Below are 26,213 nucleotides of genomic sequence, written 5' to 3' on the forward strand. Positions count from 1 at the left end.
AACGGGCCCCGAGAGGGGCCCGTCGCATGTCCAGCCTGATGGGCGGATCTTAGTAGGGATTGCCGACGCGCGAGACGTAGGAGGTCGGGTCGATCGCGTCGACGGCCGAGAAGTCGACGTTGCGGATCGCGCTCGACCGGGCGCCGATAAACGGGCCGTTGGTGATCGGATCGGACAAGATGCCGCCACCGAAGCGGTCGTTCCGGCCGTAGGGCGGCGAGTTCAGGTAGCTCGCCGTGATGAACTGCGGGTTGGTCGCCGGGTTGCTGACCGAGCCATTGTTCGCCTCGACCACGTTGCCCGCGTCGAGCCAGCTGCGCGGGCGGATGCGGATCGGCAGCGGCTGGCTGACACGGTAGCCGGCCGGCGCGTAGCGCCCCTGGGCCTCGGCAGCGGTGTTCGCGCCGACGGCTGCGAGAGTGAGAGCGCCCATCAGGGCAATCGAGACAGAGCGCATGACGCACCTTCGTTGAAGCTGTGGGACTGTAGGCCGCGCTTCCTTAAGAAACTGAGGCCTTCGTATGAGGGGAAGACGTGCCAGCCCGGCCGAGGTTCCCGGATTATGGCCGCGCTTCGTGCGATCGCCGCAGTTTGGCCTCATTTTTTCGTGTGGCCCGACTTTTCCGGGTGGCCCGGCCCGGGATTGATCCGGTCTCGTTTCCGATCTCCCGCGGCGACGCGGTCACGACGGCGGAACGTGGTCCGCATCCCGGATCGCGCCGGGCGTCGAAGCCCACGAAGGCGGCCTCGACCTCTGGGGACGCTCGACCCTGTAGAGAGACCCTGTCGAGGAGACAGGTGATGGCGCGCGGCTCCGGCGCCTGTCCGAGGGGCGCGCAGAGCCAACCGTCGAGACGGAGCGTGCCGGGGTTCAGGCTGGCAAAGCCCGTACAGCTACGCTTACCCTCGCCGCCGAGGGTGAGGTCGAGGGTCTCCACGGGGCCGAACTTCGTCTCGATGGCGCCACGCTCTCCGGTCCGGATCACGGCCAGACCCTGGCCATCCGCGGCCCGTCGGGCCAGGGTGACGAACAGGCCGGGGCCAGACTCGGTCGCGGATGCCTCGGTCAGGATCAGGCGCAGGTAGGGCGCCTCGATCGTGTCGAAGCCGCCCTGGACCAACAGGTCTTCCCGACGACCGTTCGACGGGTTGAGGCGGGCCGCCTCCGCGCGCGGCGCCTCGATGGCTTCAAAGTCGTCGAGGCGGAAGCGGGGCGCCGACAGGGCGAGAGGCATCGCGGGGCGGACGGTCTGGACCGAGGACGGCACGAAGCCGGGCCCAGCCGGTGTCTCCATGGCCTGCGCGGACGGGTCGGGTCCTCCACCTCGTGCCGCAAGACTTAAGATCGCGACCACGGCACCGGCTGCAAAGACCTGCGTGAGGCGGCGGACCGACGGACACGGAAGGCGCAACCGCTCCGCCGCCGTCACATCGGGGCCGCTTCCATCTCGTTCGAAAACCGTTCGCATCGCCTTCCGGGGTTTTCCGGCGGCCGCGCGCCGCCGGGGCTCACCCTGCTCCGCACTCCTGCAAACCGGGGTTTCCAAGAACGCCGCGGATGCGGCCTTTCCGACGAAAGGGTGAATCGTTGGTGTCGACCCATGCGGTTGGCACATGCCGGCTCCGGCTTGCAGCGCGCCCTGCCGATCGCGATCTCTGAGCACGGGGCACCATCGCGCGACACAGACAAGGACTCCATGATCCCCCTTTCCGTCCTCGACCTCGCCTTCGTACCCGAGGGTGCGACGCCTGCTGATGCCCTGCGCAACAGCGTGGATCTCGCTCGCCATGCCGAAGACCACGGCTATCGTCGCTTTTGGCTGGCCGAGCACCACAACATGATCGGCGTCGCCAGTGCGGCGACGGCCGTGGTGATCGGGCACGTCGCCGCGGGCACCCGTACGATCCGCGTCGGCGCGGGCGGCATCATGCTGCCAAACCACGCCCCCCTGGTCATCGCCGAGCAGTTCGGCACCCTGGAGACCCTGTTCTCCGGCCGGATCGATCTCGGCCTGGGACGCGCACCCGGCACCGACCCACGCACCACGCGCGCCCTGCGGCGCTCGCCCGACGCCGCCGATACCTTCCCGCAGGATGTGCTGGAGCTTCAGGCGCTCCTCGGCGATCCGCAGCCCGGACAGGCGGTGCAGGCAGTGCCCGGAACCGGACTGAAGGTGCCGCTGTGGATCCTCGGGTCGAGCACTTATGGCGCGCAGCTCGCCGCAATGCTGGGGCTGCCTTATGCGTTCGCCTCGCACTTCGCACCGGAGCAGCTGCTGCCCGCGCTCGCCATCTATCGCGAGCGCTTCCAACCCTCGGCTCAGCTGAGCCGGCCGCACGCGATGATCGGCGTGAACGTCGTGGCGGCCGAGAGCGACGCCGCGGCGCGCCGGTTGTTCAGCTCGGCCCAGCAGCAGTTTACTAATCTCGTGCGCGGCACGCGTGGCCTGCTACGCCCGCCGATCGACGACATCGAGACGTATTGGGCTCCCCACGAGAAGGCACAGGCTTCACGGATGCTGGCCCGCAGCCTCGTCGGCTCGCCGGAGACCGTGCGGCAGGGACTCGCCGCGCTGATCCGCGAGACCGGCGCCGACGAGATCATGGTCGCGGCGGCGATTCACGACCAGGGCGCGCGGCAGCGATCCTACGCCATCCTGGCGGAGGCCCGCGACGCCCTCGGCGCTGCCCCGGCCGCCCTCGTGGCATGATCGGGGCGCCCGACCCTTGACAGCAGCGGGAGCGAGGCGTCTTGCTCCCGCGCTTGGCGACTCATGCTGCGGTGCGGCGGGTCCCAGACGGAGCGGACCGGGATCGGGCCGCGGAACCTTCGCGGCCGGCGGGCCGCCGGCTGCCACGGGCGGCTCGGCGCACGGCAGGGAGGCTTGAGAACGGCGCCGGACCCGGACGCTGCGGCTCGCCAGACCGGCGAGCGTCGCACCGGCCTTGGCGCCCGCGCAGAGCGGAGTGAAGAGCAATGGGTTACAAGGTCGCCGTCGTGGGTGCCACGGGCAATGTGGGCCGCGAAATGCTGGACATCCTGTCCGAGCGCGCCTTTCCGGCGGACGAGGTGGTGGCGATTGCCTCGCGTCGCTCGGCCGGCCAGGACGTCTCCTTCGGCGACAAGATCCTGAAGGTGAAGGCACTCGATTCCTACGACTTCTCCGACACCGACATCTGCCTGATGTCGGCCGGCGGTGAGACCTCGAAGGAATGGTCGCCCCGCATCGGTCAATCTGGTTGCGTGGTGATCGATAACTCGTCGGCCTTCCGCTACCACCAGGACGTGCCGCTGATCGTGCCCGAGGTGAATCCGGAGGCCATCCACGGCTTCTCCAAGCTCAACATCATCGCCAACCCGAACTGCTCCACGGCGCAGCTCGTGGTCGCGCTGAAGCCCCTGCACGATGCGGCCACGATCAAGCGCGTGGTGGTGGCGACCTACCAGTCGGTCTCCGGGGCCGGCAAGGACGCCATGGACGAACTCTTCCAGCAGACCCGTTCGGTCTTCACCGCCGGCGAGATCAAGGCCGAGAAGTTCCCCAAGCGCATCGCCTTCAACGTCATCCCGCACATCGATGTGTTCATGGAAGACGGCTACACGAAGGAAGAGTGGAAGATGGTCGCCGAGACCAAGAAGATGCTCGACCCCAAGATCAAGCTCACGGCCACCGCCGTGCGGGTGCCGGTCTTCATCGGCCACGCCGAGGCGGTGAACGTTGAGTTCGAGCGTCCGATCACGGCCGAGCAGGCCACCGCGATCCTGCGCTCGGCTCCCGGCCTCATGGTCGTCGATAAGCGCGAGCCCGGCGGCTACATGACCCCCCACGAGGCGGCCGGCGAGGACGCCACCTACGTCTCCCGCATCCGCGAGGACGCGACGGTGGAGAACGGCCTCTCGTTCTGGTGCGTCGCCGACAACCTGCGCAAGGGCGCGGCCCTCAACACCGTGCAGATCGCCGAAATGCTGGTGAACCGGAAGCTCTTGAAGCGAGCGCAGGCGGCCGCCTGAGCTCGATAGCATGTGAGACCGGTCGCCGAATCTCAGGGGCCGACAGAGTTGCATTCGGCGCCGTCCCACCCCGTGGGGCGGCGTACGGCGTTTCAGGATCCGGTAACCTCACGCACCAATCTTTGAATTTTTTCCCATAGGGCTATGTGAGAAAGCAAGCACGTAGCGCCGACAAGCGTGCCGTGATGTGAGATCCCAGGCTCGTTCTCAGGAACGCTCAGCCAGAGACGGCTACCCGCTCGATGCTGCGCCACCGACCGCGAATGCCACGAATTTTCGCGATCGCACCCAGATCGTAAGTATTTTTTCCTGCTCAAGCGGCATCTCGCTGTCTGCATCGCCCTCGACGAGATTGGGTTAGGCCCCGGAGATCTGGGCATTACTGAGACCGGTCTGCCTTAGCGGTGACGTCCGGCAAAACGCTTTACAGCAGCATATACGCAGCCGACTTCGCCTGCTCGCCCAGCCTCTCCGGCAGGGAGACGGAAATGCGTTCGTCGTGATCCTGCGTCGATGGAAAGCCGAGACCATCGCCGCATCGCCGCGAGAGCCCTGCTGGTCGCCCGGACACGACCCGTCCTGACGGCGATGATGGCTCATCCGTCGGCCTGAATTCGTGCCGCCTCGGCCTCCAAGGCCGCCACATCCCCACCGCTGATCGCCGGCAAGCAGCGTGTGATCCGCTCAGGCGTCCAGTCCCACCACGCCACGGCGAGCAGCCGTTCCGCCACCTCCGGCGGCACCCGCATCCGCACGACGGTGGCCGGGTTGCCGGCGACGACGGCGTAGGGAGGCACGTCGCGGGTCACAACGGATTTCGCCGCCACCACGGTGCCGGTGCCGACGGTGACGCCCGGCAGGATGGTGCAGTCGTAGCCGAGCCAGACGTCGTGGCCGATGATCGTATCACCGCGATTCGGGAAGTCGGTCTCCTCGGGAAAGCGCCCGGTCCAGGCGCCGCGGAAGATGGCGAAGGGATAGGTCGAGGGGGCTTCGAGGCGGTGGTTGCCGCCGTTCATCAGGAAGCGCGTGCCCGACGCGAGGGCGCAGAAACGGCCGATGCGCAGGCGGTCACCCAGGAAAGCGAAGTGATAGAGGATGTTGTCGAGGAAGGCCTGCGGACCGGCGGGATCGTCGTAATAGGTGTAGGCGCCGACCTCGACGTTCGGCGGCAGATCCAGGTTGCGTAGGAAGGTCACGCGTGGATGGTCCGGCAGCGGATGCAGTGCGTCCGGATCAGGACCGAAGCGGGGGTCGTGGGGCATTGTGGGGGCTCCGAGGAAGGCTCGGGTCTGCGGTGGTCGTCATGGAGGATTGAACCACCCGTGATTGCATTCCCGTCGGGAGGCTCCTTGTCAATCCGGGGCGCCGGAGGCGAGCCCGGAATTCGGTTCCATCGACGGTGTCAGGCCTTGCACCACCAGCGGTTCCGGATTCCGGGCTTCGCTGCGCAGCCCCGGACCGGCGCGATGGCTCGTCCGCTCTCGTTCCACGACGCGACGCCGGCCGCGACCGGATCGGCCGAAACCGCTTGAAAACCGCGGCGAACCAGCCTACTTTGCGATTATCAGTTCTGGTTGCAGTTGTGAGACTGCGGTTCGGGAGTGGGCCCCACCGGGTCCGCTCTTTTTTATTGCCGCAACGCCTCCTGCGCCGGATCGCCTCGGACAAGGCCGGACTTCAAGCGCAGCATGGCGGACCATTCCAACACCGACGCGTCGCACAGCGACCTCACCGAGAAGCGCCTGATCACCGAGACGGGCGTGGCTGCGCGGGTGGTGCAGGTGATCGAGGCCTCGATCCAGGGCCTGGGCTACCGGGTGGTTCGGGTGAAGGTGTCGAGCGCCAACGGCTGCACGGTGCAGATCATGGCCGAGCGGCCGGACGGCACAATGACGGTGGACGATTGCGAGGCGGTGAGCCGGGCGATCTCGCCGCTCCTTGACCTCGACGACCCCGTCGGCAAGGCCTACTACCTCGAAGTCTCCTCGCCGGGGATCGACCGCCCCCTGGTGCGGGCCGTCGATTTCGCGCGCTGGGCGGGCTACGAGGCCAAGGTGGAGCTCGCCGTGCCGATGGACGGCCGCAAGCGCTTCCGGGGCATCATCGGCGCGCCGAACCCCGACGGGCTCACGGTGCCGATCGACCTGCCCGACGTGAAGGAGGGCCTGCCGAGCCGCATCGACCTGCCGCTGCGCGACCTCGGCGACGCCTACCTCGTACTCACCGACGAACTCGTCCGCGAATCGCTTCGCCGCGGCGGTCCGCCCGTGCTGGACGCGGACGACGATGACGAAGAGTCGGATGAGATCGAGGCGGAGGCCGAGCTGCCCCCCGCTCCGCTGAAGAAAAAGGTGACCCGGCCCCTGAAGCCGAAGGCCTCGCAGAGGCCCAAGCCCGTCAAGGTCGAGACCGAGGAAAGCCTCGCCATCAAGGCGAAGAACAAGGCCAAGCCCGTCCGCACCAAGGCGGTGCGGGTGAAGGAAGACGGCAAGCTCCACTAGTTTTTCCCCCGATCTCCCGGTGCCGCCGTGGCCCGGGATGCGGGATGTGAACGCCCTACGACGAAGAGAAGGACGAAAACCGATGGCCGTCGTCAGCGCCAACAGGCTCGAACTCCTGCAGATCGCCGAAGCGGTTGCCCGTGAGAAGGTGATCGACCGCTCCATCGTCATCGACGCGATGGAAGAAGCGATCGCCAAGGCCGCGCGCTCCCGCTACGGGGCCGAGACGGACGTGCATGCCGAGATTGACCCCAAGACCGGCGCGTTGCGCCTGTCGCGCCACCTCGTGGTGGTGGACCAGGTCGAGAACGATGCTCGAGAGGTCACCCTCGATCAGGCCCGCCGCTACAACCCCGGCGCCCTCGTGGGCGACGTGATCTCCGACACCCTGCCGCCCTTCGATTTCGGGCGCGTCGCCGCTCAGTCGGCCAAGCAGGTCATCGTGCAGAAGGTGCGCGACGCCGAGCGCGACCGTCAGTTCGACGAGTACAAGGACCGGATCGGCGAGGTCGTGAACGGTCTCGTGAAGCGCGTCGAGTACGGCAACGTCATCGTCGATCTCGGTCGCGGCGAAGGCATCGTGCGCCGCGACGAGATGATCCCGCGCGAAACCTTCCGTCCGGGCGACCGCATCCGGTCCTACCTGTTCGACGTGCGCCGCGAGGTACGCGGGCCGCAGATCTTCCTCTCGCGCTCGCACCCGCAATTCATGGCCAAGCTCTTCGGCCAGGAAGTGCCGGAGATCTACGACGGCATCGTCGAAGTGAAGGCGGTGGCCCGCGATCCGGGCTCGCGCGCCAAGATCGCGGTGATCTCGCGGGACGGCTCGATCGACCCGGTCGGCGCCTGCGTCGGCATGCGCGGCTCCCGCGTCCAGGCGGTCGTCGGTGAGCTTCAGGGCGAGAAGATCGACATCATCCCGTGGTCCGAGGACCAGGCGACCTTCATCGTCAACGCGCTGCAGCCGGCGGAAGTGGTCAAGGTGGTGCTGGACGAGGAGGCCGACCGCATCGAAGTGGTGGTACCCGACGACCAGCTCTCGCTGGCGATCGGCCGCCGCGGCCAGAACGTGCGCCTCGCCTCACAGCTCACGGGTTGGGATATCGACATCCTCACCGAGGCCGAGGAGTCGGAGCGCCGTCAGAAGGAATTCGCCGAGCGCACCGCGATCTTCATGGAAGCCCTCGATGTCGACGAGACCGTGGGGCAGCTCCTGGCAGCGGAAGGCTTCCGCAACGTCGAGGAGATCGCCTACGTCGAACCGGGCGAGCTCGCCAACATCCAGGGCCTCGACGAGGAGAGTGGAACCGAGATCCAGGCTCGCGCCCAGGATCACCTCGCCCGCGTCGAATCGGAATTCGATGCCAAGCGGCAGGAACTCGGCGTCCAAGACGAGTTGCGCGAGATCGACGGCATCACCACGCCCATGCTGGTGGCGCTGGGCGAGAATGACGTGAAGACGATCGAGGACCTCGCCGGCTGCGCCACAGACGATCTGGTGGGCTACACCGAGGGGCGTGGCCCCGAGGCCAAGCGGCACGCAGGCTATCTCGACGGTTTCGAGATTTCGCGGGCGGAGGCGGAGGCCATGGTCATGACGGCCCGTGTCCATGCCGGCTGGATCGAGGCGCCGGCCGAGACCGAAGCCGCCGAGACCACCGACGAAGAACCCGCTTCGGCCTGACGAAGCGAATCATTGCGCCCCGCGGTCGTCGATCGCGGGGGATATGTTCCGGTCGACGAGAGACTCCCACGCCGCATGACGGGCGAAACCGCAGACGTGACCGACGCCGCCGCAGAACCGGATCCGAGCACGCTGCTCGATCCGGGTCTGGGGCGAGGTCGTGCCAATGCTCTGCGCACATGCCTCGTCACACGCGTGGCGCAGGCGCCATCCGGCTTGATCCGCTTCGTGCTCGGACCCGACGGCACCGTGGTGCCGGATCTCCGAGCCCGCCTGCCGGGCCGAGGCGCCTGGCTGATTCCCACACGAGTGGTGGTCAATGAAGCGGTGAAGCGGCGTGCGTTCCAGCGCGCCTTCAAGAGCAAGGATGCGGTCGCATCCGATCTCGCCGACCGCATCGCGGAGGGTCTGCGCGCCGACCTGCGTCAGTCGCTGTCCCTGGCCAACAAGGCCGGATGCGTCGTCGCGGGCTTTGCCAAGGTGGAGTCGGCCATCGGCGACAAGGCCGGCGTCGCGGCAGTGATTCAGGCGTCCGACGGCAGCGCCGACGGACGGCGGAAGATCGTCGCGGCATTGCACCGGCGGCATGGCAGTGCCATATCGTGCATTCCCGTCATCGATGACCTGTCCAATGAAGAATTGGACATGGCCTTGGGTCGGGATCATGTGATACATGCGGCTCTCGTCGCAGGAGTCGGAGCTTCCGGCTGCCTTGCGCGTTGGCGTCGGCTCCGCTCCTTCGAGGGTTTGGCGACGACGGCCGAGGAGGCCGGCTCCGCCCGTATTGGGCAGGCCGTTTCCGATCTGCACGACGATTGAAGTGACGGATCTACCCGGCGCACAGCAGTTTGCCGGTTCACGGGACGATGGAAACCCTCAGGGTTTGGACTGAATGAGCGATACGAACAATCCGGGCGACAAGACGCAGGCGAGACCCCCTTCGAAGCCGCTGTCCTTGAAGCGTCCGATCGAGCAGGGAACGGTGCGTCAGAGCTTCTCCCATGGCCGCACCAAGCAGGTCGTGGTCGAGACGGTGAAGCGCCGTGTCATCGGTGCGGCTCCGGCTGCCCCGGCGCGTGAGACGACGCCCGTCGCCCCTGCGACGCGGGTGGCCCCGCCCCCGCCGCCAGCGGCTCCGCGCCCGGCCCAGCGCTCGGCGAACGGCGTCGTCCTGCGGACGCTCAGCGAGCAGGAGCGCGATGCCCGCGCCGCCGCCCTCGCCGACGCCCAACGTCGCGAGACGGAGGCCCGCAACCGTGCCGAGGCGGAAGCCGCTGCGGAGCGTGAACGCCTGGCTGCCGAGCAGCGCGAGCGTGAAGCGGCCGAGGCCAAGAAGCGCGAAGAAGAGACTCGCCGCCGCAAAGAGGAGGAGGAGCGTCGTGCCGCCGAGGAGGCGCAGCGCGCCGCCGAAGCTGCGGCGCAGGAGGCAGCCAAGGAACAGGCTGTGCCGGCCTCTGCCCCGACGGTGTCGAAGACTGCCCCGATGCCCGCGGCTCCGACGATCGTTCGCTCGGCGCCCCCCGCAGCCGCTCCGGCGGCAGAGCGTCCCGCCGCTGCCGCTGCGCCGGCCCGTCCGGCCGCAACAGCAACTCCTGCCCGTCCGGCTGCCCGCCCGCCGTTAACGGCGCGTCCGGCCACGGCAGAGCCGCGCAAGACCATTACGGCGGACGTGCGCAAGCCGCGTGATCTCAATTTCATGGCTCGTCCCGCTCCGGCGCCGGAGCCTGAGCCCACCGCCCCGACGGCCGCCACGGCCGCTCGCCCGGCCGGTGGTGCCACGCCGGCCCGCACGGCGGGTCGTCCGCAGGCTGCCGAGGAGGAGAGCGAGCAGAAGCGCGTGATCCGCCGCCCGGGCATGCCGCTCAAGATCATCACGCCGCCCAAGACACCGAAGCAGCCGGGTGGCGACCGCAACCGCGGCCGTCTCACGATTGCCACCGCGACCTCAGGTGAAGACGAGCGCACGCGCTCCGTCGCGTCGTTCCGTCGCCGCCAGCAGCGCATGAGCGGAAACCGGCAGGTCGAGCAGAAAGAGAAGCTCTCCCGCGAAGTGATCATCCCGGAGACGATCACGATCCAGGAACTCGCCAACCGCATGTCGGAGCGAGCGGTGGATGTCATCCGTCTGCTGATGAAGCAGGGCGAGATCCACAAGATCACCGACGTGATCGACTCGGATTCAGCGCAGCTGATTGCCGAGGAACTTGGCCACACCGTGCGCCGCGTCGCGGAGTCGGACGTCGAGGAAGGCCTGTTCAGCGACGAGCCCGAGCTGGAAGAGGATCTCGATCCGCGTCCCCCGGTCGTCACGATCATGGGCCACGTCGACCACGGCAAGACCTCGCTCCTCGACGCGATCCGCAAGACCACCGTCGTCTCCGACGAGGCCGGCGGCATCACGCAGCACATCGGTGCTTATCAGGTTGCAGCCCCGAGCGGCGACATGGTCACCTTCATCGACACCCCCGGCCACGCAGCCTTCACCTCGATGCGCGCCCGTGGCGCCAAGGTGACGGACATCGTCGTGCTCGTGGTGGCGGCCGATGACGGCGTCATGCCCCAGACGGTGGAGGCGATCTCCCACGCCAAGGCGGCCGGCGTGCCGCTCATCGTGGCGATCAACAAGATCGACAAGCCCGAGGCGAACCCCCAGCGGGTGCGCACCGAGCTGCTGCAGCACGACATCCAGGTCGAGTCCATGGGCGGCGAGACCCTCGAATTCGAGGTTTCGGCCAAGACCGGCGACGGTCTGCCGGAGCTTCTCGAGGGCCTGCAGCTCCAGGCCGAAATCATGAACCTGCGCGCCAACGAAACGCGTGACGGCGAGGGCACGGTCATCGAGGCCAAGCTCGATCGCGGTCGCGGCCCGGTGGCAACGGTCCTGGTCCAGCGCGGCACCCTGTTCACCGGCGACATCGTCGTGGCCGGTGCCGAGTGGGGCCGCGTGCGTGCTCTCATCGACGACAAGGGCGAGAACGTGCCCTACGCCGGACCGTCGGTCCCGGTGGAGGTGCTCGGCTTCAACGGCACCCCGGATGCAGGCGACCGCGTCGTGGTCGTGCCGAACGAGGCGCGGGCGCGCGAGGTCACCGAGTACCGGGCTCGCCAGAAGCGCGAGCGCCTGGCCGCGCGCACCGGCGGTGCCAACCGCTCGCTCGTGGACATGATGCGCGACCTGAAGGAGGGCGCCGGCCGCAAGGAACTGGCGCTCGTCGTCAAGGGCGACGTGCAGGGCTCGGTCGAGGCCATCAACGGCGCGCTGGAGAAGCTCGGCAACGACGAGGTGTCGGCGCGCATCCTGCTAGCGGGCGTCGGCGGCATCACCGAATCGGACATCACCCTGGCGGAGGCCTCGAAGGCCGTCGTCATCGGCTTCAACGTGCGGGCCCACAAGGAAGCGCGCGAGTCGGCCGAGCGGAACGGTGTCGAGATCCGCTACTACAACATCATCTACGACCTCGTGGATGACATTAAGTCGACCCTCTCGGGCATGCTGCCGCCGACCCTTCGCGAGGAGCGTCTCGGCGAGGCCCAGATCCTGCAGATCTTCGACGTCTCGAAGGTCGGCAAGATCGCCGGTTGCCGCATCACCGACGGTGTGGTCCAGCGCGGGGCGCATGTCCGCCTGATTCGCGACAGCGTGGTCATCCACGAGGGCAAGCTCGCCCAGCTGAAGCGCCTGAAGGACGATGCGAAGGAAGTCACCGCCGGCTACGAGTGCGGTATGTCCTTCGAGAACTTCCAGGATATGCGGGCCGGCGACACCATCGAGTGCTACCGGGTCGAGGAGATCCGCCGCACGCTCTGAGCGATTGATTCGCTTCGGAATACCAGCGGGGTCGCGACGAGGTCGCGGCCCCGTCGTGCATTTCGGAGCCCGCACGCGCCTCTTCCGCGGAAAGACGACGCGGAAACTGACGCGACGGGCCTATATCCCGGACGGCGAACTGCGCTAAGAGGGTCGCCTTCGACGTCCGCTTCGTTTCAGCCGGCTCGGCGTTTCCGTGCGGCGGCACCTCGATGTTCCGTTTCAGCGACGCATCGTCCGCGGCTTCCGGCGCGCCGGTGTCGAACCGTTTCGACGAGAAGACGATCAGAACCCGACATGGCCCAGAGACAGACCCCCACCGGACCCTCGCAGCGCCAGCAGCGCGTCGCCGAGCTGATCCGCCACGCCATCGCCGAGGTTCTCCAGCGCGGCGATATCCAGGACCCGGTGCTGAGCGCGCACGTCATCACCGTGCCGGAGGTGCGGATGTCGCCGGACCTGAAGCTCGCCACCGCCTACATCATGCCGCTCGGCGGCCTCGACGAGGCGCCGGTCCTGGCCGCGCTGGCCCGCAACAAGAAGGCGCTGCGCCAGGAGGTCGCCCGACGGGTGAACCTCAAATACGCCCCCGACCTGCGCTTCCTGCGCGACGAGACCTTCGACGAGGCCGACCGGATCGACGCCCTGCTGCGGACTGATAAGGTGCGCCGTGACCTCGAATCGCCGGATGCGGAGAAGGACGACGGCGCCTCGGACCCCGATGCCGCCTGACGCGCAGCGCGCTTGAGCGGTGCAGGGTCTCCGGCCCGAGGCGGCGGAGACACCGAACAGCGAACCCCGACCGGGACGGATGACGGCGCAGGACGTGCCGCCCGCCCCCTATGATCATTGACCGAGGACCCCCATGATCAACGAACCGACCGTCGAGCGCACCGAGGGCTCAGCGCTGCCGAATCCGGCGGACCGGCCCGTGGCCGCCGAGGGCCGGCGACCGCCGCGGGGCGCGCCGCGTCCCGATCGGCCGAAGCGCCGCGACGTCAACGGCTGGGTGATCCTCGACAAGGGCGTCGGCATGACCTCGACCCACGCGGTCGCGGTGGTGAAGCGCGCCTTCAACGCCAAGAAGGCGGGCCATGCCGGCACCCTCGATCCGCTGGCCTCCGGCATCCTGCCGATCGCCCTGGGCGAGGCGACCAAGACGGTTCCGTTCGTGATGGACGGGCGCAAGGCCTACATCTTCACCGTGACCTGGGGCATCGAGACCGACACCGACGACGCCGAGGGCCGGCCGGTGGCCACCAGCGAGGCGCGCCCGACCCAGGAGGCCGTCGCGGCGGCGCTGCCGACCTTCATCGGCGCCATCGAGCAGGTGCCGCCGCGCTACTCGGCGATCAAGATCGCGGGCGAGCGCGCCTACGACCTCGCCCGCGACGGCGAGGAGGTCGTGCTGGTGGCCCGCCCGGTCCAGATCGACCATCTGGCGGTGGTGGAGCACAGCCCCGAGCGCACGGTGATCGAGGCCGCCTGCGGCAAGGGCACCTATGTCCGCGCCATCGCCCGCGACCTCGGCCGCCTGCTCGGCTGCTACGGCCACGTCTCGGCCCTGCGCCGCACCCGGGTCGGCCCCTTCACGGAAGCGGATGCCTGCCAGGTCGCCGCCCTCGAGGAAGCCGGGCCGGACGGCAATGCCGGCCATCTCCATCCGGTCGAGACCGCCCTCGACGCGGTCCCGTCGGTGCCGGTCTCCCGCGACATGGCCCTGCGCCTGATGCGCGGCCAGCCGGTGATCCTGCGCGGGCGGGACGCCCCGGTGGAGGGCAAGGCCTTCGCCACCTGCGGCGGCATCCTCGTGGCGGTGGGCGACGTCGAGCGCGGCGAACTGGTGCCGCACCGGGTGTTCCACCTCGGCGGAACGGCCAACCGCCCGGCCTGAGCAGGGCGTTCGCCCCCTCCCCCCGGAGAGGGTGACCGCGGGCGCGCACAGCAGCGGCACGCGCAGGCCCCCTCCTTCGTCCGGCGACCGCCCCGCGCCGCCGGTCCCCGTCGCCGCCCCCGAGCGCGGATCCCGAAGGGACGCGCCGCAGGCGTACCATCCCGGGCTCCGCCGCGCGGCCCCGGGGCCGACGCGACGCCGCTCCGTCGTCCGACCGGAGCGTCCGCCCCCCCGCAGGACGGGGGGCGCCGTCGCGTCGTGTCGCAGCCGCGACGCGCGGCGCCCTCCATGAGTCACGTTCCGGGCTTTCGATCTCCGACGCGCCGCCCGTGGTCGCTGCGGATTCGGCAGGCACGCACCGCACCGGCACCTGCCTCTCCAGTGCAGGGCGCGCACCGGTGTCGGACTGCTCCAATCCATCGAAACATTTTAGCCTGAAAGTCTCATGCCAAGACAGTCTAGGCCGGCAGTTTAACACTCTTTTCAATGGCAAGGCCCCCATGATCGTCGGCCTGCTCCGCGATCGCGCGCCCGCGGACAGCATGACCCGCAATGAGGATCCGAGCGCCGATCCATTGGAGAACCATCATGTCCGTGAGCCAAATTTCTGCGCGGTCCAGTTCCGTCCTCTCGCTGCTGCGGGAGCTCGGACGGCCTCCCTCGGCGCAGCCGGCCTCCGGTGATGCCAACGACCTGATCAAGACGGCCCAGGGCCTGTCACCCGCTCCGGGCCCTGCCGCCCGACAAGCCTCGGGCGTCGCGGTCATCTTCAACGTCACCCAAGCGGAGCGGGACGCGGCGCGAACGGCCGAAGCGGAACGGGAGAGAAATTGGGGTCCCATTATCCTGACGATCGGTCAGAGCAAGGTCACCGAACAATTTGACTCCTGGGCGGCAGTGGAAAAGCGCGTCCGAGATGACCGCACGATGACAGCTGATGAGAAGAGTACCCAGTTGGCGAGTCTGAAGGATACCCAGGAGGCCATGGATAATATGAAGAATTTTCGTCAATCGGATCTCTGGATTGCTATGCAATCGGGTGAATTCGAGCGTGCAGTCAATGTTGCCACGGAGGCAGAACAAGCGATCGAGATGGCCGAGATTGCAGATCTTTTCAAAGCCAACATCTCCGGGCCGCCAGTCCTCAGCCTCTCGCGCAATGCCGATGCCTGATCGCCGCGGACGAACGGCGTTTTAAGACATCAGATCCTGCGCGGCGTGCGCGCAGGATCTGCCAAGCTTATGAAATCAGGACCATCGCAGATGCACTAGGCAAATAAAATGTCGTTTGCCGTGATCGCCGTGGGCGGGACTCCTGACAACAAAGCATACGACCCACCGCCGAACTCAAGCAGAGCAGATCCTGAGTAATCGAGAACATTAACGTTCAAAATTGAAGGGCCAATCTCGATTTTGTCAGCGCCGATCGTGAAATCTTGAATGATATCAATATTACTACCTGTGTCGAAGCGGAAGGTATCCGAGCCTGCTCCGCCGATGAGTGTGTCGTTACCTTTTCCTCCGATCAAGATGTCGTTTCCGGTCCCACCGTTCAACGAATCGTTTTAGTCGAACCAGTCAGTTCATCATTACCGCCATACCCGTTGATTCCGATTCCCCGGAATTGTTGAGATGCCGTATCGAAGACCATATTACCTGTAAGATAGTTGTTATCATCAGATCCATCTAACGATGTTATATTTTGTAGAATTATCTTGCTTAAATCGAGAGCAAACTTAGTCTTTATATTTACATTGAGATCGGTTAGGTTCATGATTACCTCAACCGAGTCAATCCAAGTAATCTCGAGTTCGATTGCGTAATACGCCGGATTTGGCCTGTCGATAACGATCGTATCATTGCCGGAGCCCCCTATGAAGGAATCCGGACCTTCCGATCCACGAACCTCAAAGTAATCATCTCCCGCCCCTCCATCGAAAGTGTCCGCCCCATAGCCGCCATAGAGCCAATCATTGCCCTCAAACCCTCTGAGCAGATCCCCCGAATCTGTTCCCGTCAGATGGTCGTTTGCAATGGTTCCGCCAACATATACCATGTCTACTGCCCCCAAGAAGCGTTACTATCAGGCACGGACAAAGCTTTTAGCGAATTAGATTTATTATTGTGTGGTGCTGACTTGGCCGCGTGCGCACGAACACTACTGCTTTCGATTACAAATCAAAAGTTGTATAGAAGGTGGATAGGGTTCAAAGGGTTGGATTCCGGTGTGAAGCCGACTAAGCCGGAGCCGAGCCCGGTCGAGCGACGGCTAAAAATCGCGGATGTGATCTGTTCCCGTGGATGGACAGGCCGCAGAGATCCACCACAGGCCAGACAGCAGGCGCGTTTCGAGTCGGCAAACTACAGCCTTCGGCGCCGGTCTTTAAGACTGCGGGTGATGGATCACCCTGTTCCGCTTCCCGTGTCATCACCAAAGCCTCCTGGCCACATTTCGGGCAGCGCGAGGGGGGTGGCGACAGGGTCTGGTTCGCTGAGGGCCGCAGGGTGGAGAGACCGCTAGGCGCCCCTCCGGACTGACGTGAGCCGCGCTACGCACGCGGAGGCCGTGACACGCGGCCATTTCCGATCCGTGGGAACATCCGTCTACTCACAGGCAGCGGTGAGGCCCGTTCCGCCCCTGCCGTTCCCCGTCCCGACGCCGCGCGAACCGTCGGGCTGGCGGCGTCCCCCGCGCAGGCGGCCCGCCGGATGCGGGGCAAGTCCGCAACGAGGTCCGCGACGAGGTCGGCAACAATCCTGGGGGCTGCGCACGAAACGCGCTCCGCGTGCTTGGGACAAACCGGTGGTTCAGGCCTCCGCCCGCACACGCAGCCGGTGCCAGCAGGTGCAGAGATAGCCTTTGTGGTTCCAGACATCGTCCGGTAGCGCCGGCTGCGTTTGGCCGGCGGCATCCCAGGCGCGGACGGCGAGCTCGTGTTCGCCTGGCGGCAGATCCAGGTCCACGCTCCAGAAGGTCCAGGCGAACGGCGCATTCGTCTCGTGCTCGAGGTCGGCCTGCCTCCAGGACCGGCCTCCATTCCCGGAAACATCGACACGGACAATGGCCCTGTCGCCACTCACCGCGTAGCCGCGGACCCGGTTCGGCCCGGCCTTGAGGGTGGCGCCGCGGTCCGGCTCGCAGATCGCCGCGTTCAGCGGCATCGTGTCGATGGTGTGCCCCCGAGTGGGGTCCGCGCTCTCCGCGGTCACGTCGGGCGGGTACAGCTTGTAATCGTCGGCCTGAATCGGGTTGTCGGACGGGTGGCGCTGCACCGCGAGGCGGCGGAGCCATTTCGGGCTGCGCACGCCGGCAAAGCCCGGCACGACGGCGCGGACCGGGAAGCCGTGCTCGGGCAGCAGAGGCGCGCCGTTCATGGCGTGGGCGAGCAAGGTCTCGGGCGCCATGGCCTTGGCGAGGGGGATCGAGGCTCCGTAGGGGCGCCCCTCCACGCGGTCGTGGCTCTCGAAGGCCACATGGAGGCCGGCGTCGTCCGTGACCCCGAACGCGCGCAGGACGTCGCCGAGCCGGACGCCGGTCCACGCCGCCGTTCCGATGGCCCCGGCATCCCAAGGATCGCCGGAGACCGGGGCAACCGCACGCAGGTCGGCACGACGATTCCCGGCGCACTGCATCGTGGCCGTGACCGTGACTTCCGGAAAGCGCGTCTGCAGGTCGTGCAGCGACAGCTCGCCCGTGACACCGCCTCCGCCCTCGACGGTGAGCCTCCAGGTTTCCGGTTCGAGATCCGGCAGATCGCCATGCGAGCGGACATAGAAGTCCTCCGCCGGGGTCCGGTAGGCGGCACGGAGGCGGCCGAGGGGCGGTTCGGCATTGTAGGGCTGGTCGCCATGGACGATCAGGCGAGCCTTTCGCTCAGAGGGGCTCGACATCGCGGCTTCCGTTCGGGTGAGGACACGGACGTGAACGCGCCGGCGGCGGTAAGGCTCAATCGCGGACCCGAGGGACGACGCCGCGCGCGGAGCGGCGTCGCGCGCCATCGCCCGACGGCCGACGAACGGACGGTCCGGAGACGCGCAGGGCCCCGTCGGGATACCCGGTCGGAGTCGCAAGCCGTCCCGCGCCGGGTCGAGCGGATCGGGTGCCGTTCCCGGCGGAGGGCCAAGTGAGGGTCAAGTCAGGGTCAAGTCAGGGCCATCGGTCGGCCCGCGCGGCGCGCCCCGCCTCACGCGCCCCGGATCGGCAGCCCCGTCTCGATCACCCGTGCCCAGAGCGAGGCGCCGTAGGGCGCGGCGGCGTCGTTGAAGTCGTAGTCGGGGTGGTGCAGGCCGGCGCTGTCGCCGTTGCCGAGGAAGATGTAGGCGCCGGGGCGGTGGGCGAGCATGTAGGAGAAATCCTCCGCCGCCATCATGGGCGCCACGGCCCGGTCGATCCCGGCCTCGCCGACGAGCTCCGCCGCCACGTCGGCGATGAAGTCCGTCTCCGCCGGGTGGTTCTCGGTGATGGGATAGCCGCTGTTGAATGCGATGGTGCCCGTGGCGCCGAAGCCCCGCGGCACGTGGGTGACGATCGCGCTGATCCGGTCCTGGACCAGGGCCCGCATCGGCTTCGAGAGCGCCCGCATGGTGCCCCGCAGGACCACGCATTGCGGCAGCACGTTGAAGGCCTCTCCCGCCTCCAGGGCGCAGACCGAGACCACCGCGCTCTCCAGGGGATCGACGGTGCGCGACACCACGGATTGCAGGGCCGTGATCACGTGGCTGGCCACCAGCACGCTGTCGATGGCGTTGTGCGGCTGGGCGGCGTGGCCGCCCCGTCCCGTGATGGTGATGGTGAAGCGGTCCGTGGAGGCCATGATCGGGCCCGGCCGGATGGCGAAGGTGCCCAGCGCCTGGCCCGGGATGTTGTGCATGCCGTAGACGGTCTCGACGCCGAAGCGCTCCATCATCCCGTCGCGGACCATGGCCTCGCCGCCGCCGCCGCCCTCCTCGGCCGGCTGGAAGATCAGCACCGCCGTGCCGTCGAAGTCCCGGGTCTCGGCCAGGTACTTCGCCGCCCCGAGCAGCATCGCGGTGTGCCCGTCATGCCCGCAGGCATGCATCTTTCCCGGCACCGTGGAGCGGTAGGGCAGGTCGCGCGCCTCCTGGATCGGCAGGGCATCCATGTCGGCGCGCAGGCCGATGGCCCGGTTCGAGCCGTGGGCGCGGCCCCGGATCACGCCGACGACGCCGGTGCGGCCGATGCCGGTGGCGACCGTGTCGCAGCCGAAGGCCCGCAGCTTGTCGGCGACGAAGCCGGCGGTGCGGTGGACGTCGTATTGCAGCTCGGGATGCGCGTGGAGATCCTGGCGCCAGGCGGCGATCTCGTCCGCGAAGGCGGCGATCCGGTCGAGGACGGGCATGGACAGCGACTTTCGAGAGGCGACGGCTCTCAAGGGGGGACGCGCCGGGGTTGCGACGCCGTTCACCCAGCAAACAAGAGGCCAGGAATGCGGTCAACGCTTCCCGCGTCGCGAAGGCGCCCCTTCGGGGTCGCGCTCCCCCTGCCGCGGTGTCGCGCCGGTCAGGCGTTCTCCGGTCCAGCCCTGCCGGCCGCTGGCGAGGTCGTCGAGGATCGGGCAGTCGGGCCGGGCGTCGCCGCCGCAATGGGCGGCGAGGTCCTCCAGGGTGCGGGCCATGCCGTCCAGGGCGTCGATCCGGCGCCGCAGGTCCGCCACGTGGTCGAGGGCGAGGCGCCGCACCTGGGCGCTCGCCCGCGAGCGGTCGTGCCAGAGGGCGAGGAGCGCCCGGATGTCCTCCATGGTGAAGCCGAGGTCGCGGGCCCGGCGCACGAAGCGCAGGGCGTGGAGGTCGGCCCCGGTGTAGAGGCGGTAGCCCGCGGCCGTCCGGCCGGCCGGCGCCAGCAGGCCGGTCTCCTCGTAGTAGCGGATCATCTTGGCCGAGACGCCGGTGGCGCGGGCGGCCTCGCCGATGGTGATCGCCCCCGCGCTCATGCGCCGGCCCCCGGGGTCGCCGCGCCCGGGATCGTCACCCTGCCGCCGGCCCGGCGCAGGCGCAGGGCGTTGGCGAGGACGAAGACGCTCGACAGCGCCATGGCGCCGGCGGCGAGGACCGGCGAGAGCAGCAGCCCGCCGACGGCGTGGAGCAGCCCCGCCGCCACCGGGATCAGCGCGACGTTGTAGGCGAAGGCCCAGAACAGGTTCTGGCGGATGTTGCGCATCACCGCGGCCGAGAGCCGGAGGGCGCTGACCAGGCCCGAGAGGGCGCCCGACATCAGCACCACGTCGGCGGCGTCCACCGCGATGTCGGTGCCGGTGCCGATGGCGATCCCCACATCGGCCTCGGCCAGGGCCGGCGCGTCGTTGATGCCGTCGCCCACGAAGGCCACCGCGCCGTGGCGGGCGCGCAGGGCCTGCACCGCCGCGACCTTGCCGCCGGGCAGGATCTCGGCCGCGACCGACGCGATGCCGAGGGTGCGGGCCACGGCCTCCGCGGCCGCCTGCCCGTCCCCGGTGACCATCGCCACCACGAGGCCGCGGGCGCGCAGGGCCGCGACGGCGTCCGCCGCGCCGGGCTTGATCGGGTCCGCCACGGCCATCACGGCGGCGAGGCGCCCGTCGAGGGCGACGTAGAGGGGGCTGCGGCCGTCCCGGGCGAGGCGGTCGGCCTCGGTCTCCAGGGCCCCGGCGGCGATGCCGCGGCGATCGAGGAAGCGCTTCGCCCCCACCACGACCGCGCGGCCCTCCACCGTGCCGGCGATGCCGTAGCCGGGCTCCGCCGCGAAGTCCGTCACCGATCCGAGGGCCAGGCCGCGCGCCGCGGCCGCCGCCACGAGGCTGCGGGCGATGGGGTGCTCGGAGCGGGATTCGAGGCTCGCGGCCAGGCGCAGGGCCTCGTCCGCCGCGATGCCCGGCGCGGCGACGAGATCGGTGAGGGTCGGGCGGCCGAGGGTCAGCGTTCCGGTCTTGTCGAGGGCGACGACCCGGACCGCGCGCAGGCGCTGGAGCGCGCTGCCGTTGCGGAACAGCACGCCGAGCTCCGCCGCCCGGCCGGTGCCGACCATGATCGAGGTCGGAGTCGCGAGGCCCATGGCGCAGGGGCAGGCGATGATGAGCACCGCGATGGCGTTGACCAGCGCGAGGCCGAGGGCGGGGGCGTCGGCGGAGCTCGGGCCGAAGGTGAGCCAGCCCGCGAAGGTCGCCGCCGCGGCGGCGATGACCGCGGGCACGAACCAGCCCGTGACCCGGTCGACCAGGGCCTGGATCGGCAGCTTGGCGCCCTGCGCCGCCTCGACCATGCGGACGATCCGGGCGAGCACGGTCTCGGCTCCGACGGAATCCACCCGCAGGTCGAAGCTGCCATGGGTGTTGAGGGTGCCGCCCACCGCCCCGTCGCCGGGCGCCTTGGCCACCGGCACCGGCTCGCCGGTGATCATGCTCTCGTCGACGTAGCTCGACCCGGAGACCAGGGTGCCGTCGGCGGCCACCCGCTCGCCCGGGCGGACCCGAACCACGTCCCCGCGCCGGAGGCTGGCCTGGGCCACCTCCGTCTCGACGCCGTCGCGGATCACCCGCGCGGTGGCGGGGCTGAGGCCGACCAGACGCGCGATGGCCGCGCCCGTCCGCCCCCTGGCCCGCGCCTCGAGGGTCCGGCCGAGGAGGATCAGCGTGACGATGAGGGTCGCGGCCTCGAAGTAGAGATGGGCCGTCCCGGGCGGGAGCAGCTCCGGCGCCAGGACCGCGACCAGGGAATAGAGGTAGGCGGCGCCGGACCCGAGGGCCACGAGGGCGTTCATGTCCGGATGGCCGCGGACCAGGGCGGGCAGGCCCTGGCGGAAGAAGCGGGCCCCGGGTCCGGCGAGCACCAGGGTGGCGAGGCCGGCCTGGATCCAGCCGGCCCCGGCGCCGAGCGCGCCGTGAACCGCGTGGCCGAAGCCCGGGACGAGGTGGCCGCCCATGTCGAGGACGACGACGGGCGCCGACAGGACGGCCGCGGCGACGAGGTCGCGGCGCAGACCCGCCCCCTCCCGCGCCTGGCGCGCCTCCCGGGCCGCGACCGGTGCCTCGGCCGGGTCCTCGCCCGGCGCCTGCGGCTGGTAGCCCGCCTTCACGACCGCGGCCTCCAGGTCCCGGCGCGCCACCAGCCCCTCGGGGTGGCGGATTTCGGCGCGACCGGTGGCGAGGTTGACCGCGACCGCCGTGACGTCCGGGACGGCGGCCAGCGCGCGCTCCACCCGGCCGACGCAGGAGGCGCAGGACAGCCCGGCGATCTCCAGGGCCGTGACGGTCTCCGGCACCCCGTAGCCCGCCCGGGCGACGGCCTCCACCGCCGCGGCGCCCGGCCCGGGCAGACGCAGCTCGGCCCGACCGGTGGCGAGGTTGACCGAGACCTCCTGGGCCCCGGGCAGCGCCCGGAGCGCCCGCTCGACCCGCCCGACGCAGGAGGCGCAGGACAGCCCCTCCACCGGAAAGCCGAGGCGCCGGCCGGGCGTGGGAATCGCGGAATCGAGGAGCGGGCGCTTGTCCATGTCCCCCATGTGGGGGTTCCCATGGTGGGAAGGTCAAGGGGGTCGGTGGCGGCCGCCCGGCGCGCACCCCGCGCGTCGCGCCGCGGCGGCGAGACGGACGGACGCTAGGCCGACACGGGAGGGGACACGTTCAGGTCCCGGTACCAGGCGTCCATGCGATCGATCCTGAGCGCCTGCGCGTTCGTGCCGGCCGCCCCGCGCAGTTCGCCGCGAAGCCGGTTCGGGGCGACGCCGTAGAAATCCTTGAAGACGCGCGAGCAGTGACTCAGGCTCGCGAAGCCGAAATCGTAGGCCATGACCTTCATCGGGCGGCCCTCGTACGGCGTCAGGAGCGCGGACCTGAACCGGGCGACGCGGCGCCGGATGATCGCGCGCTCGATCCCCCCGGACCTCTGAAACGTCCGGTACAGGGCGCTCCGCGACAGGCCGATGCCGCGCGCCACGGCCTCCACGTCGAGGTCCTGGCGGCCCAGGTTGGCGTCGATGAACAGCTCCGCCCGGAGCCGCCTGGAGCGATCGATCTCCGCTTCGTCGATCCGCCCCTGGCCGGTGAGTCGGGTGCTTCCGACGAAGGACGCCAGCAGATCCGCGATCATGAGCGCGCTGTCGGCGCCGGGATCGACGCCGAGGCCGGACGCCTGCCGCGCCAGGGACAGGACCGCCGCCCCCAGGGGGCCGGAGTCCCGCGGCAGGATCCGTCCGTGCAGGCCTCGGGCGTCCGGCAGCACCGCGTCGAGGCATGCACGCGGCAGGGTCACGGTGACGTAATCGGCATCCGCCACCAGGGTCCGCTGCGGCAGCGTCGCATCGAACAGGAGGGCGTCCCCCGGCGCGAGTGTCCGCTCCTCGCCCAAGAGGCCGCCGGCCATGCGGCCCGAGCGCAGAACCTGAAGGTGGAAGTGCTCGAAACCGTCGCGCCGGATCTGCGCGGGGTCGCGTCGGTGCTCGACCCCGACCAGCTGCCGGTCGAACAGCGTGCAACGGGGAAAGCTGTAGGCCGTCACCGCGGATTCGAACGTGTCCCCCAGCCGGTAGGTGGTCGAGCCGCTCGCCCGGACGAGGTCGTGGTAGGTCCCGAAGGCGTTCGGAACGTCGTCCCTCAGGACCGTCCGGTGCGGAAGGATCCGGCCGGCCGCCACTGGAATCGACGTGTCTTCCTTAAGCGACGAGTCTTCCGTGTTCAAAGCCGGCGCCCCCGCGGATCGTCACGCGACCGCATCGGCGATGCGACCCACGTCCGTTCGCGGGCGAGCATCGTGATAGGCGATCGACGGCGCGGTGCAACCACAGGCTCGATCCTCGGGCCCGCACGAGCGCCCCCTCCCCCCTACCGCCGCCGGCCCCAGATGCCGGCGCGCTCGGAGCGGGCCTGCTCCTCGGCGGCCAGGAGGTCGGCCGGCGCGTCCTCGGCGGCGCGGGCGCCGCCGGCCGTGAGGATCAGGGAGGCGAGGTCGTCGCCGTCGATCTGGCAGCGGAGCTGCTCGGCGGCCGCCTCGGCACCGGCTGCGGCGGTGCACGTCACCTCGCGGCGGCGCAGGTAGCGCGCGAGCTGCCGGGCGAGCGCCCCGCCCTCCCCCTCGACGCCGAGGAGGCGGACGGTACGGCCGCGGAAGGCCAGGGTGCCGGTATCGACCACCTCCGGCACGCCGCGGATGCCGGGCGCGGCGGCGCTGGCGGCGGCCTCGCGGGCGGGCGCCGGCTCGGCCCGGGCCGGCTCGCCGCGGGCCGCCGAGGGGCGCTTGCGGCCCTTGGCCAGCTGCGCCGTCGCCCGCTGCACGAAGTCGTGGAAGATGCTCGCCGGAAGATCGCCGCCGCCGACGCGGTTCATGGAGGAATTGTCGTCGTTGCCGACCCAGACGCCGACCACGAGGTCCGGCGTCATGCCGATGAACCAGGCATCGCGATAGTCCTGGGTCGTGCCGGTCTTGCCGCCCACCGGCAGGCCGGCGACCCGGGCCGCCTTGCCGGTGCCGCCGTCGACCACGGCCTGAAGGGAATCGAGCATCATCGCCCGGGCCTCGGTGGGGATCGCGGTGCCGCCCTTGGCGTCGGCGCGCAAATAGAGCGGCTGCGGCTGGGCGCCCCGGATGGCGTGGACGCTGTGCGTGTCCACCGGCGCGGCCCCGGCCAGCACCCCCGCATAGGCGCGGGTCATCTCGAGCAGCGTCACCTCGGCCGAGCCGAGGGCCAGGCTCGGCACGTTGGGCAGGTCCGCGGTCACGCCCATCCGGTGGGCGGTGGCGATGACCGCCGGGATGCCGACCTCGTCGGCGAGCTGCGCCGCCACGGTGTTGATCGACTGCGCGAAGGCGCTGCGCAGGGGCACCGCGCCCTTGAACCGACCCGTCGCGTTCTGCGGCTCCCAGTCGCCGATCTGGATCGGCCGGTCGACCAGCACCGTGTCGGGGTTGAAGCCGTTCTCGTAGGCCGTGAGGTAGACGAAGAGCTTGAACAGCGAGCCGGGCTGGCGCTTGGCCTGGGTGGCCCGGTTGAACTGGCTGTCCTCGTAGTCGCGCCCGCCCACCAGGGCGAGGATCGCGCCCTCCTTGTTGAGCACCACCATGGCGCCCTGGCTGGCCTTCTTCTTGGCCCCCTCGGCATCGAGGCGCCGGGCGATCACCCCCTCGGCGAGGCTCTGCAGGTCGAGGTTGAGGGTGGTCCGCACGGTGACGTCGCCCGGTGCGTCGGCGAGCTTCTTCGACTCGGCCGAGACCATGTCGAGGAAGTAGTTGGTGCCCGGCGGCGTCTCGGGGGGCGTCCGCAGGGTGATGGTCTGGGCCCGGGCCTTGTCGGCCTCGGCCGCCGTGATGGCGCCGGTCTCGACCATGGCCTGCAGCACCACGTCGGCGCGCTCCTTGGCGCCGCCGAAGTTCCGGGTCGGAGCCAGCTGCGAGGGCGCGCGCACGAGGCCGGCCAGCATCGCGGCCTCCGGCAGGGTCAGGGCCTTGGCGCCCTTGCCGAAGTAGCGCCGGGCGGCGGCATCGACGCCGTAGGCCCCGGCGCCGAAATAGGCGGTGTTGAGGTAGCCGAGCAGGATCTCGTCCTTCGACATCGTCGCCTCGACGCGCAGGGCCAGGAACGCCTCCTGGATCTTGCGCCGCAGCGACTTCTCCTGGTTCAGGGAGACGAGCCGGGCATATTGCTGGGTGATCGTCGAGCCGCCCTCGCGCACGCCGCCGCCGACGGCGTTGCGGTACACCGCGCGCAGGAGGCCGCGGGGGTCGATGCCCCAGTGGGAGCGGAAGCGCCGGTCCTCGATCGCGATGATCGCCTGGCCGAGATGGGGCGGCATCTCCGCCGCCGTCAGCTTCTGGCCCTGGAAGGCCCCGCGGGTGGCGAAGACCCGGCCGTCATCGGCCTCGACGGTGAGCGCCCGCTGCCCGGCCTCCGGCACCACGCCGCCCAGGGGCGGCAGGGTGGCGAAGCTGTAGAGGACGAGCCCGGCCAGGACGACCATCGGCAGCAGGACGACCGCCAGGGCGGCGGCGAGCCAGGGATGGCGGCGCAGGCGTGCGGGCAGGCCGGCGGCGCGGGCCGGCGGCTCCCGTGCAGGCTCGGCCGCGGGCGTCGGTCCCGCGGCGGGCGCGGCGTGGGAGAGGGGTTGCGGGCCGGCCGGCGTGCGGGGGCGGATGCGGTCGGCCCATCCCTGCCAGGCGGGCCCCGCCGCCCGCGCCGCGCCGGCGGCCCGGCGCCCGGCCCCCCGCGCCGCGCCCATGGCGAGCACGCCGAGCTGGCGGCCGAGGATCCGGGCCGCCGCCGCGGCTTCCCGCGCCGCGGCGCGCGTGTCCTCGGTCTCCGGCCCGCCGGCGGGGCGTGGTCCAGGGGC

At 69.7% G+C, this 26,213-nt stretch carries 20 protein-coding genes; 9 read left to right on the plus strand and 11 right to left on the minus strand.

The features are described from left to right. Positions 1-49: 49 nt before the first annotated feature. Both AC0IY1_RS22545 and AC0IY1_RS22550 read right to left on the minus strand, forming a co-directional pair. Complete coding sequence (locus tag AC0IY1_RS22545; protein WP_055948194.1) at positions 50-457, minus strand: hypothetical protein; 408 nt, start codon at positions 455-457, stop codon at positions 50-52. 103 nt (positions 458-560) lie between these two features. Then, positions 561-1,295 carry a hypothetical protein gene (locus AC0IY1_RS22550; RefSeq protein WP_471772549.1) on the minus strand — a complete coding sequence of 245 codons (735 nt, stop codon included), beginning with the start codon at positions 1,293-1,295 and terminating at the stop codon, positions 561-563. A 402-nt stretch (positions 1,296-1,697) separates the two neighbouring features. On the opposite strand from AC0IY1_RS22550, the gene AC0IY1_RS22555 reads away from it, so the two are divergent. After that, complete coding sequence (locus AC0IY1_RS22555; RefSeq protein ID WP_471772551.1) at positions 1,698-2,711, plus strand: LLM class flavin-dependent oxidoreductase; 1,014 nt, start codon at positions 1,698-1,700, stop codon at positions 2,709-2,711. 266 nt (positions 2,712-2,977) lie between these two features. Continuing rightward, on the plus strand, positions 2,978-4,012 hold the full coding sequence (locus tag AC0IY1_RS22560) for an aspartate-semialdehyde dehydrogenase (RefSeq protein ID WP_055948190.1): 1,035 nt from the start codon (positions 2,978-2,980) through the stop codon (positions 4,010-4,012). A gap of 596 nt (positions 4,013-4,608) precedes the next feature. On the opposite strand, the gene AC0IY1_RS22565 is transcribed toward AC0IY1_RS22560, so the two are convergent. After that, positions 4,609-5,277: a CatB-related O-acetyltransferase gene (locus AC0IY1_RS22565; RefSeq protein ID WP_471772553.1), complete on the minus strand. Its 669-nt coding sequence runs from the start codon at positions 5,275-5,277 to the stop codon at positions 4,609-4,611. Positions 5,278-5,703: 426 nt separating this feature from the next. Here AC0IY1_RS22565 and rimP point away from each other — a divergent pair, with 426 nt between their 5' ends. The 7 genes from rimP (at position 5,704) to AC0IY1_RS22600 (ending at position 15,075) form a co-directional block, all read left to right on the plus strand. Further along, on the plus strand, positions 5,704-6,516 hold the full coding sequence (gene rimP, locus AC0IY1_RS22570; protein ID WP_055948187.1) for a ribosome maturation factor RimP: 813 nt from the start codon (positions 5,704-5,706) through the stop codon (positions 6,514-6,516). 82 nt (positions 6,517-6,598) lie between these two features. Beyond that, positions 6,599-8,200, plus strand: coding sequence for a transcription termination factor NusA (nusA, locus tag AC0IY1_RS22575; protein WP_055948184.1), 1,602 nt, complete (start codon positions 6,599-6,601; stop codon positions 8,198-8,200). Positions 8,201-8,275: 75 nt separating this feature from the next. After that, positions 8,276-9,019 (plus strand): RNA-binding protein, encoded by a 744-nt coding sequence (locus tag AC0IY1_RS22580; RefSeq protein WP_471772555.1) that lies wholly within the window; start codon positions 8,276-8,278, stop codon positions 9,017-9,019. Positions 9,020-9,092: 73 nt separating this feature from the next. Continuing rightward, positions 9,093-12,008 carry a translation initiation factor IF-2 gene (gene infB / locus AC0IY1_RS22585; RefSeq protein WP_471772557.1) on the plus strand — a complete coding sequence of 972 codons (2,916 nt, stop codon included), beginning with the start codon at positions 9,093-9,095 and terminating at the stop codon, positions 12,006-12,008. A 297-nt stretch (positions 12,009-12,305) separates the two neighbouring features. Continuing rightward, positions 12,306-12,740 carry a 30S ribosome-binding factor RbfA gene (gene rbfA / locus AC0IY1_RS22590; protein WP_055948176.1) on the plus strand — a complete coding sequence of 145 codons (435 nt, stop codon included), beginning with the start codon at positions 12,306-12,308 and terminating at the stop codon, positions 12,738-12,740. Between the two features lie 133 nt (positions 12,741-12,873). Then, positions 12,874-13,902: a tRNA pseudouridine(55) synthase TruB gene (gene truB / locus AC0IY1_RS22595; protein WP_471772559.1), complete on the plus strand. Its 1,029-nt coding sequence runs from the start codon at positions 12,874-12,876 to the stop codon at positions 13,900-13,902. A gap of 588 nt (positions 13,903-14,490) precedes the next feature. Further along, positions 14,491-15,075 carry a hypothetical protein gene (locus tag AC0IY1_RS22600; RefSeq protein ID WP_471772561.1) on the plus strand — a complete coding sequence of 195 codons (585 nt, stop codon included), beginning with the start codon at positions 14,491-14,493 and terminating at the stop codon, positions 15,073-15,075. A 95-nt stretch (positions 15,076-15,170) separates the two neighbouring features. On the opposite strand, the gene AC0IY1_RS22605 is transcribed toward AC0IY1_RS22600, so the two are convergent. The 8 genes from AC0IY1_RS22605 to AC0IY1_RS22640 all read right to left on the minus strand — a co-directional run. Then, the gene (locus tag AC0IY1_RS22605) at positions 15,171-15,431 is read right to left on the minus strand and encodes a M10 family metallopeptidase C-terminal domain-containing protein (RefSeq protein ID WP_471772563.1); all 261 of its coding nucleotides are present in this window, start codon (positions 15,429-15,431) and stop codon (positions 15,171-15,173) included. Positions 15,432-15,454: 23 nt separating this feature from the next. After that, positions 15,455-15,958, minus strand: coding sequence for a hypothetical protein (locus tag AC0IY1_RS22610; RefSeq protein WP_471772565.1), 504 nt, complete (start codon positions 15,956-15,958; stop codon positions 15,455-15,457). A gap of 752 nt (positions 15,959-16,710) precedes the next feature. Next, positions 16,711-17,793: a molybdopterin-dependent oxidoreductase gene (locus AC0IY1_RS22615; RefSeq protein WP_471772567.1), complete on the minus strand. Its 1,083-nt coding sequence runs from the start codon at positions 17,791-17,793 to the stop codon at positions 16,711-16,713. 293 nt (positions 17,794-18,086) lie between these two features. Then, entirely contained in the window at positions 18,087-19,262 is a 1,176-nt protein-coding gene (locus tag AC0IY1_RS22620; RefSeq protein WP_471772569.1) for a M20 aminoacylase family protein, read from the minus strand. Between the two features lie 93 nt (positions 19,263-19,355). Next, on the minus strand, positions 19,356-19,853 hold the full coding sequence (cueR, locus tag AC0IY1_RS22625) for a Cu(I)-responsive transcriptional regulator (protein WP_471772571.1): 498 nt from the start codon (positions 19,851-19,853) through the stop codon (positions 19,356-19,358). After that, positions 19,850-22,396, minus strand: a complete 2,547-nt coding sequence (locus tag AC0IY1_RS22630) for a heavy metal translocating P-type ATPase (RefSeq protein WP_471772573.1) — start codon at positions 22,394-22,396, stop codon at positions 19,850-19,852. Before AC0IY1_RS22630 ends, cueR begins: the two co-directional genes overlap by 4 nt. A gap of 95 nt (positions 22,397-22,491) precedes the next feature. After that, positions 22,492-23,526, minus strand: coding sequence for a helix-turn-helix domain-containing protein (locus tag AC0IY1_RS22635; protein ID WP_471772575.1), 1,035 nt, complete (start codon positions 23,524-23,526; stop codon positions 22,492-22,494). A gap of 188 nt (positions 23,527-23,714) precedes the next feature. Next, positions 23,715-26,213, minus strand: a 2,499-nt coding sequence (locus AC0IY1_RS22640) for a PBP1A family penicillin-binding protein (RefSeq protein ID WP_471772577.1), incomplete at its 5' end; no start/stop codon positions are given.

It is taken from the genome of Methylobacterium sp. AC690 (assembly GCF_979256535.1).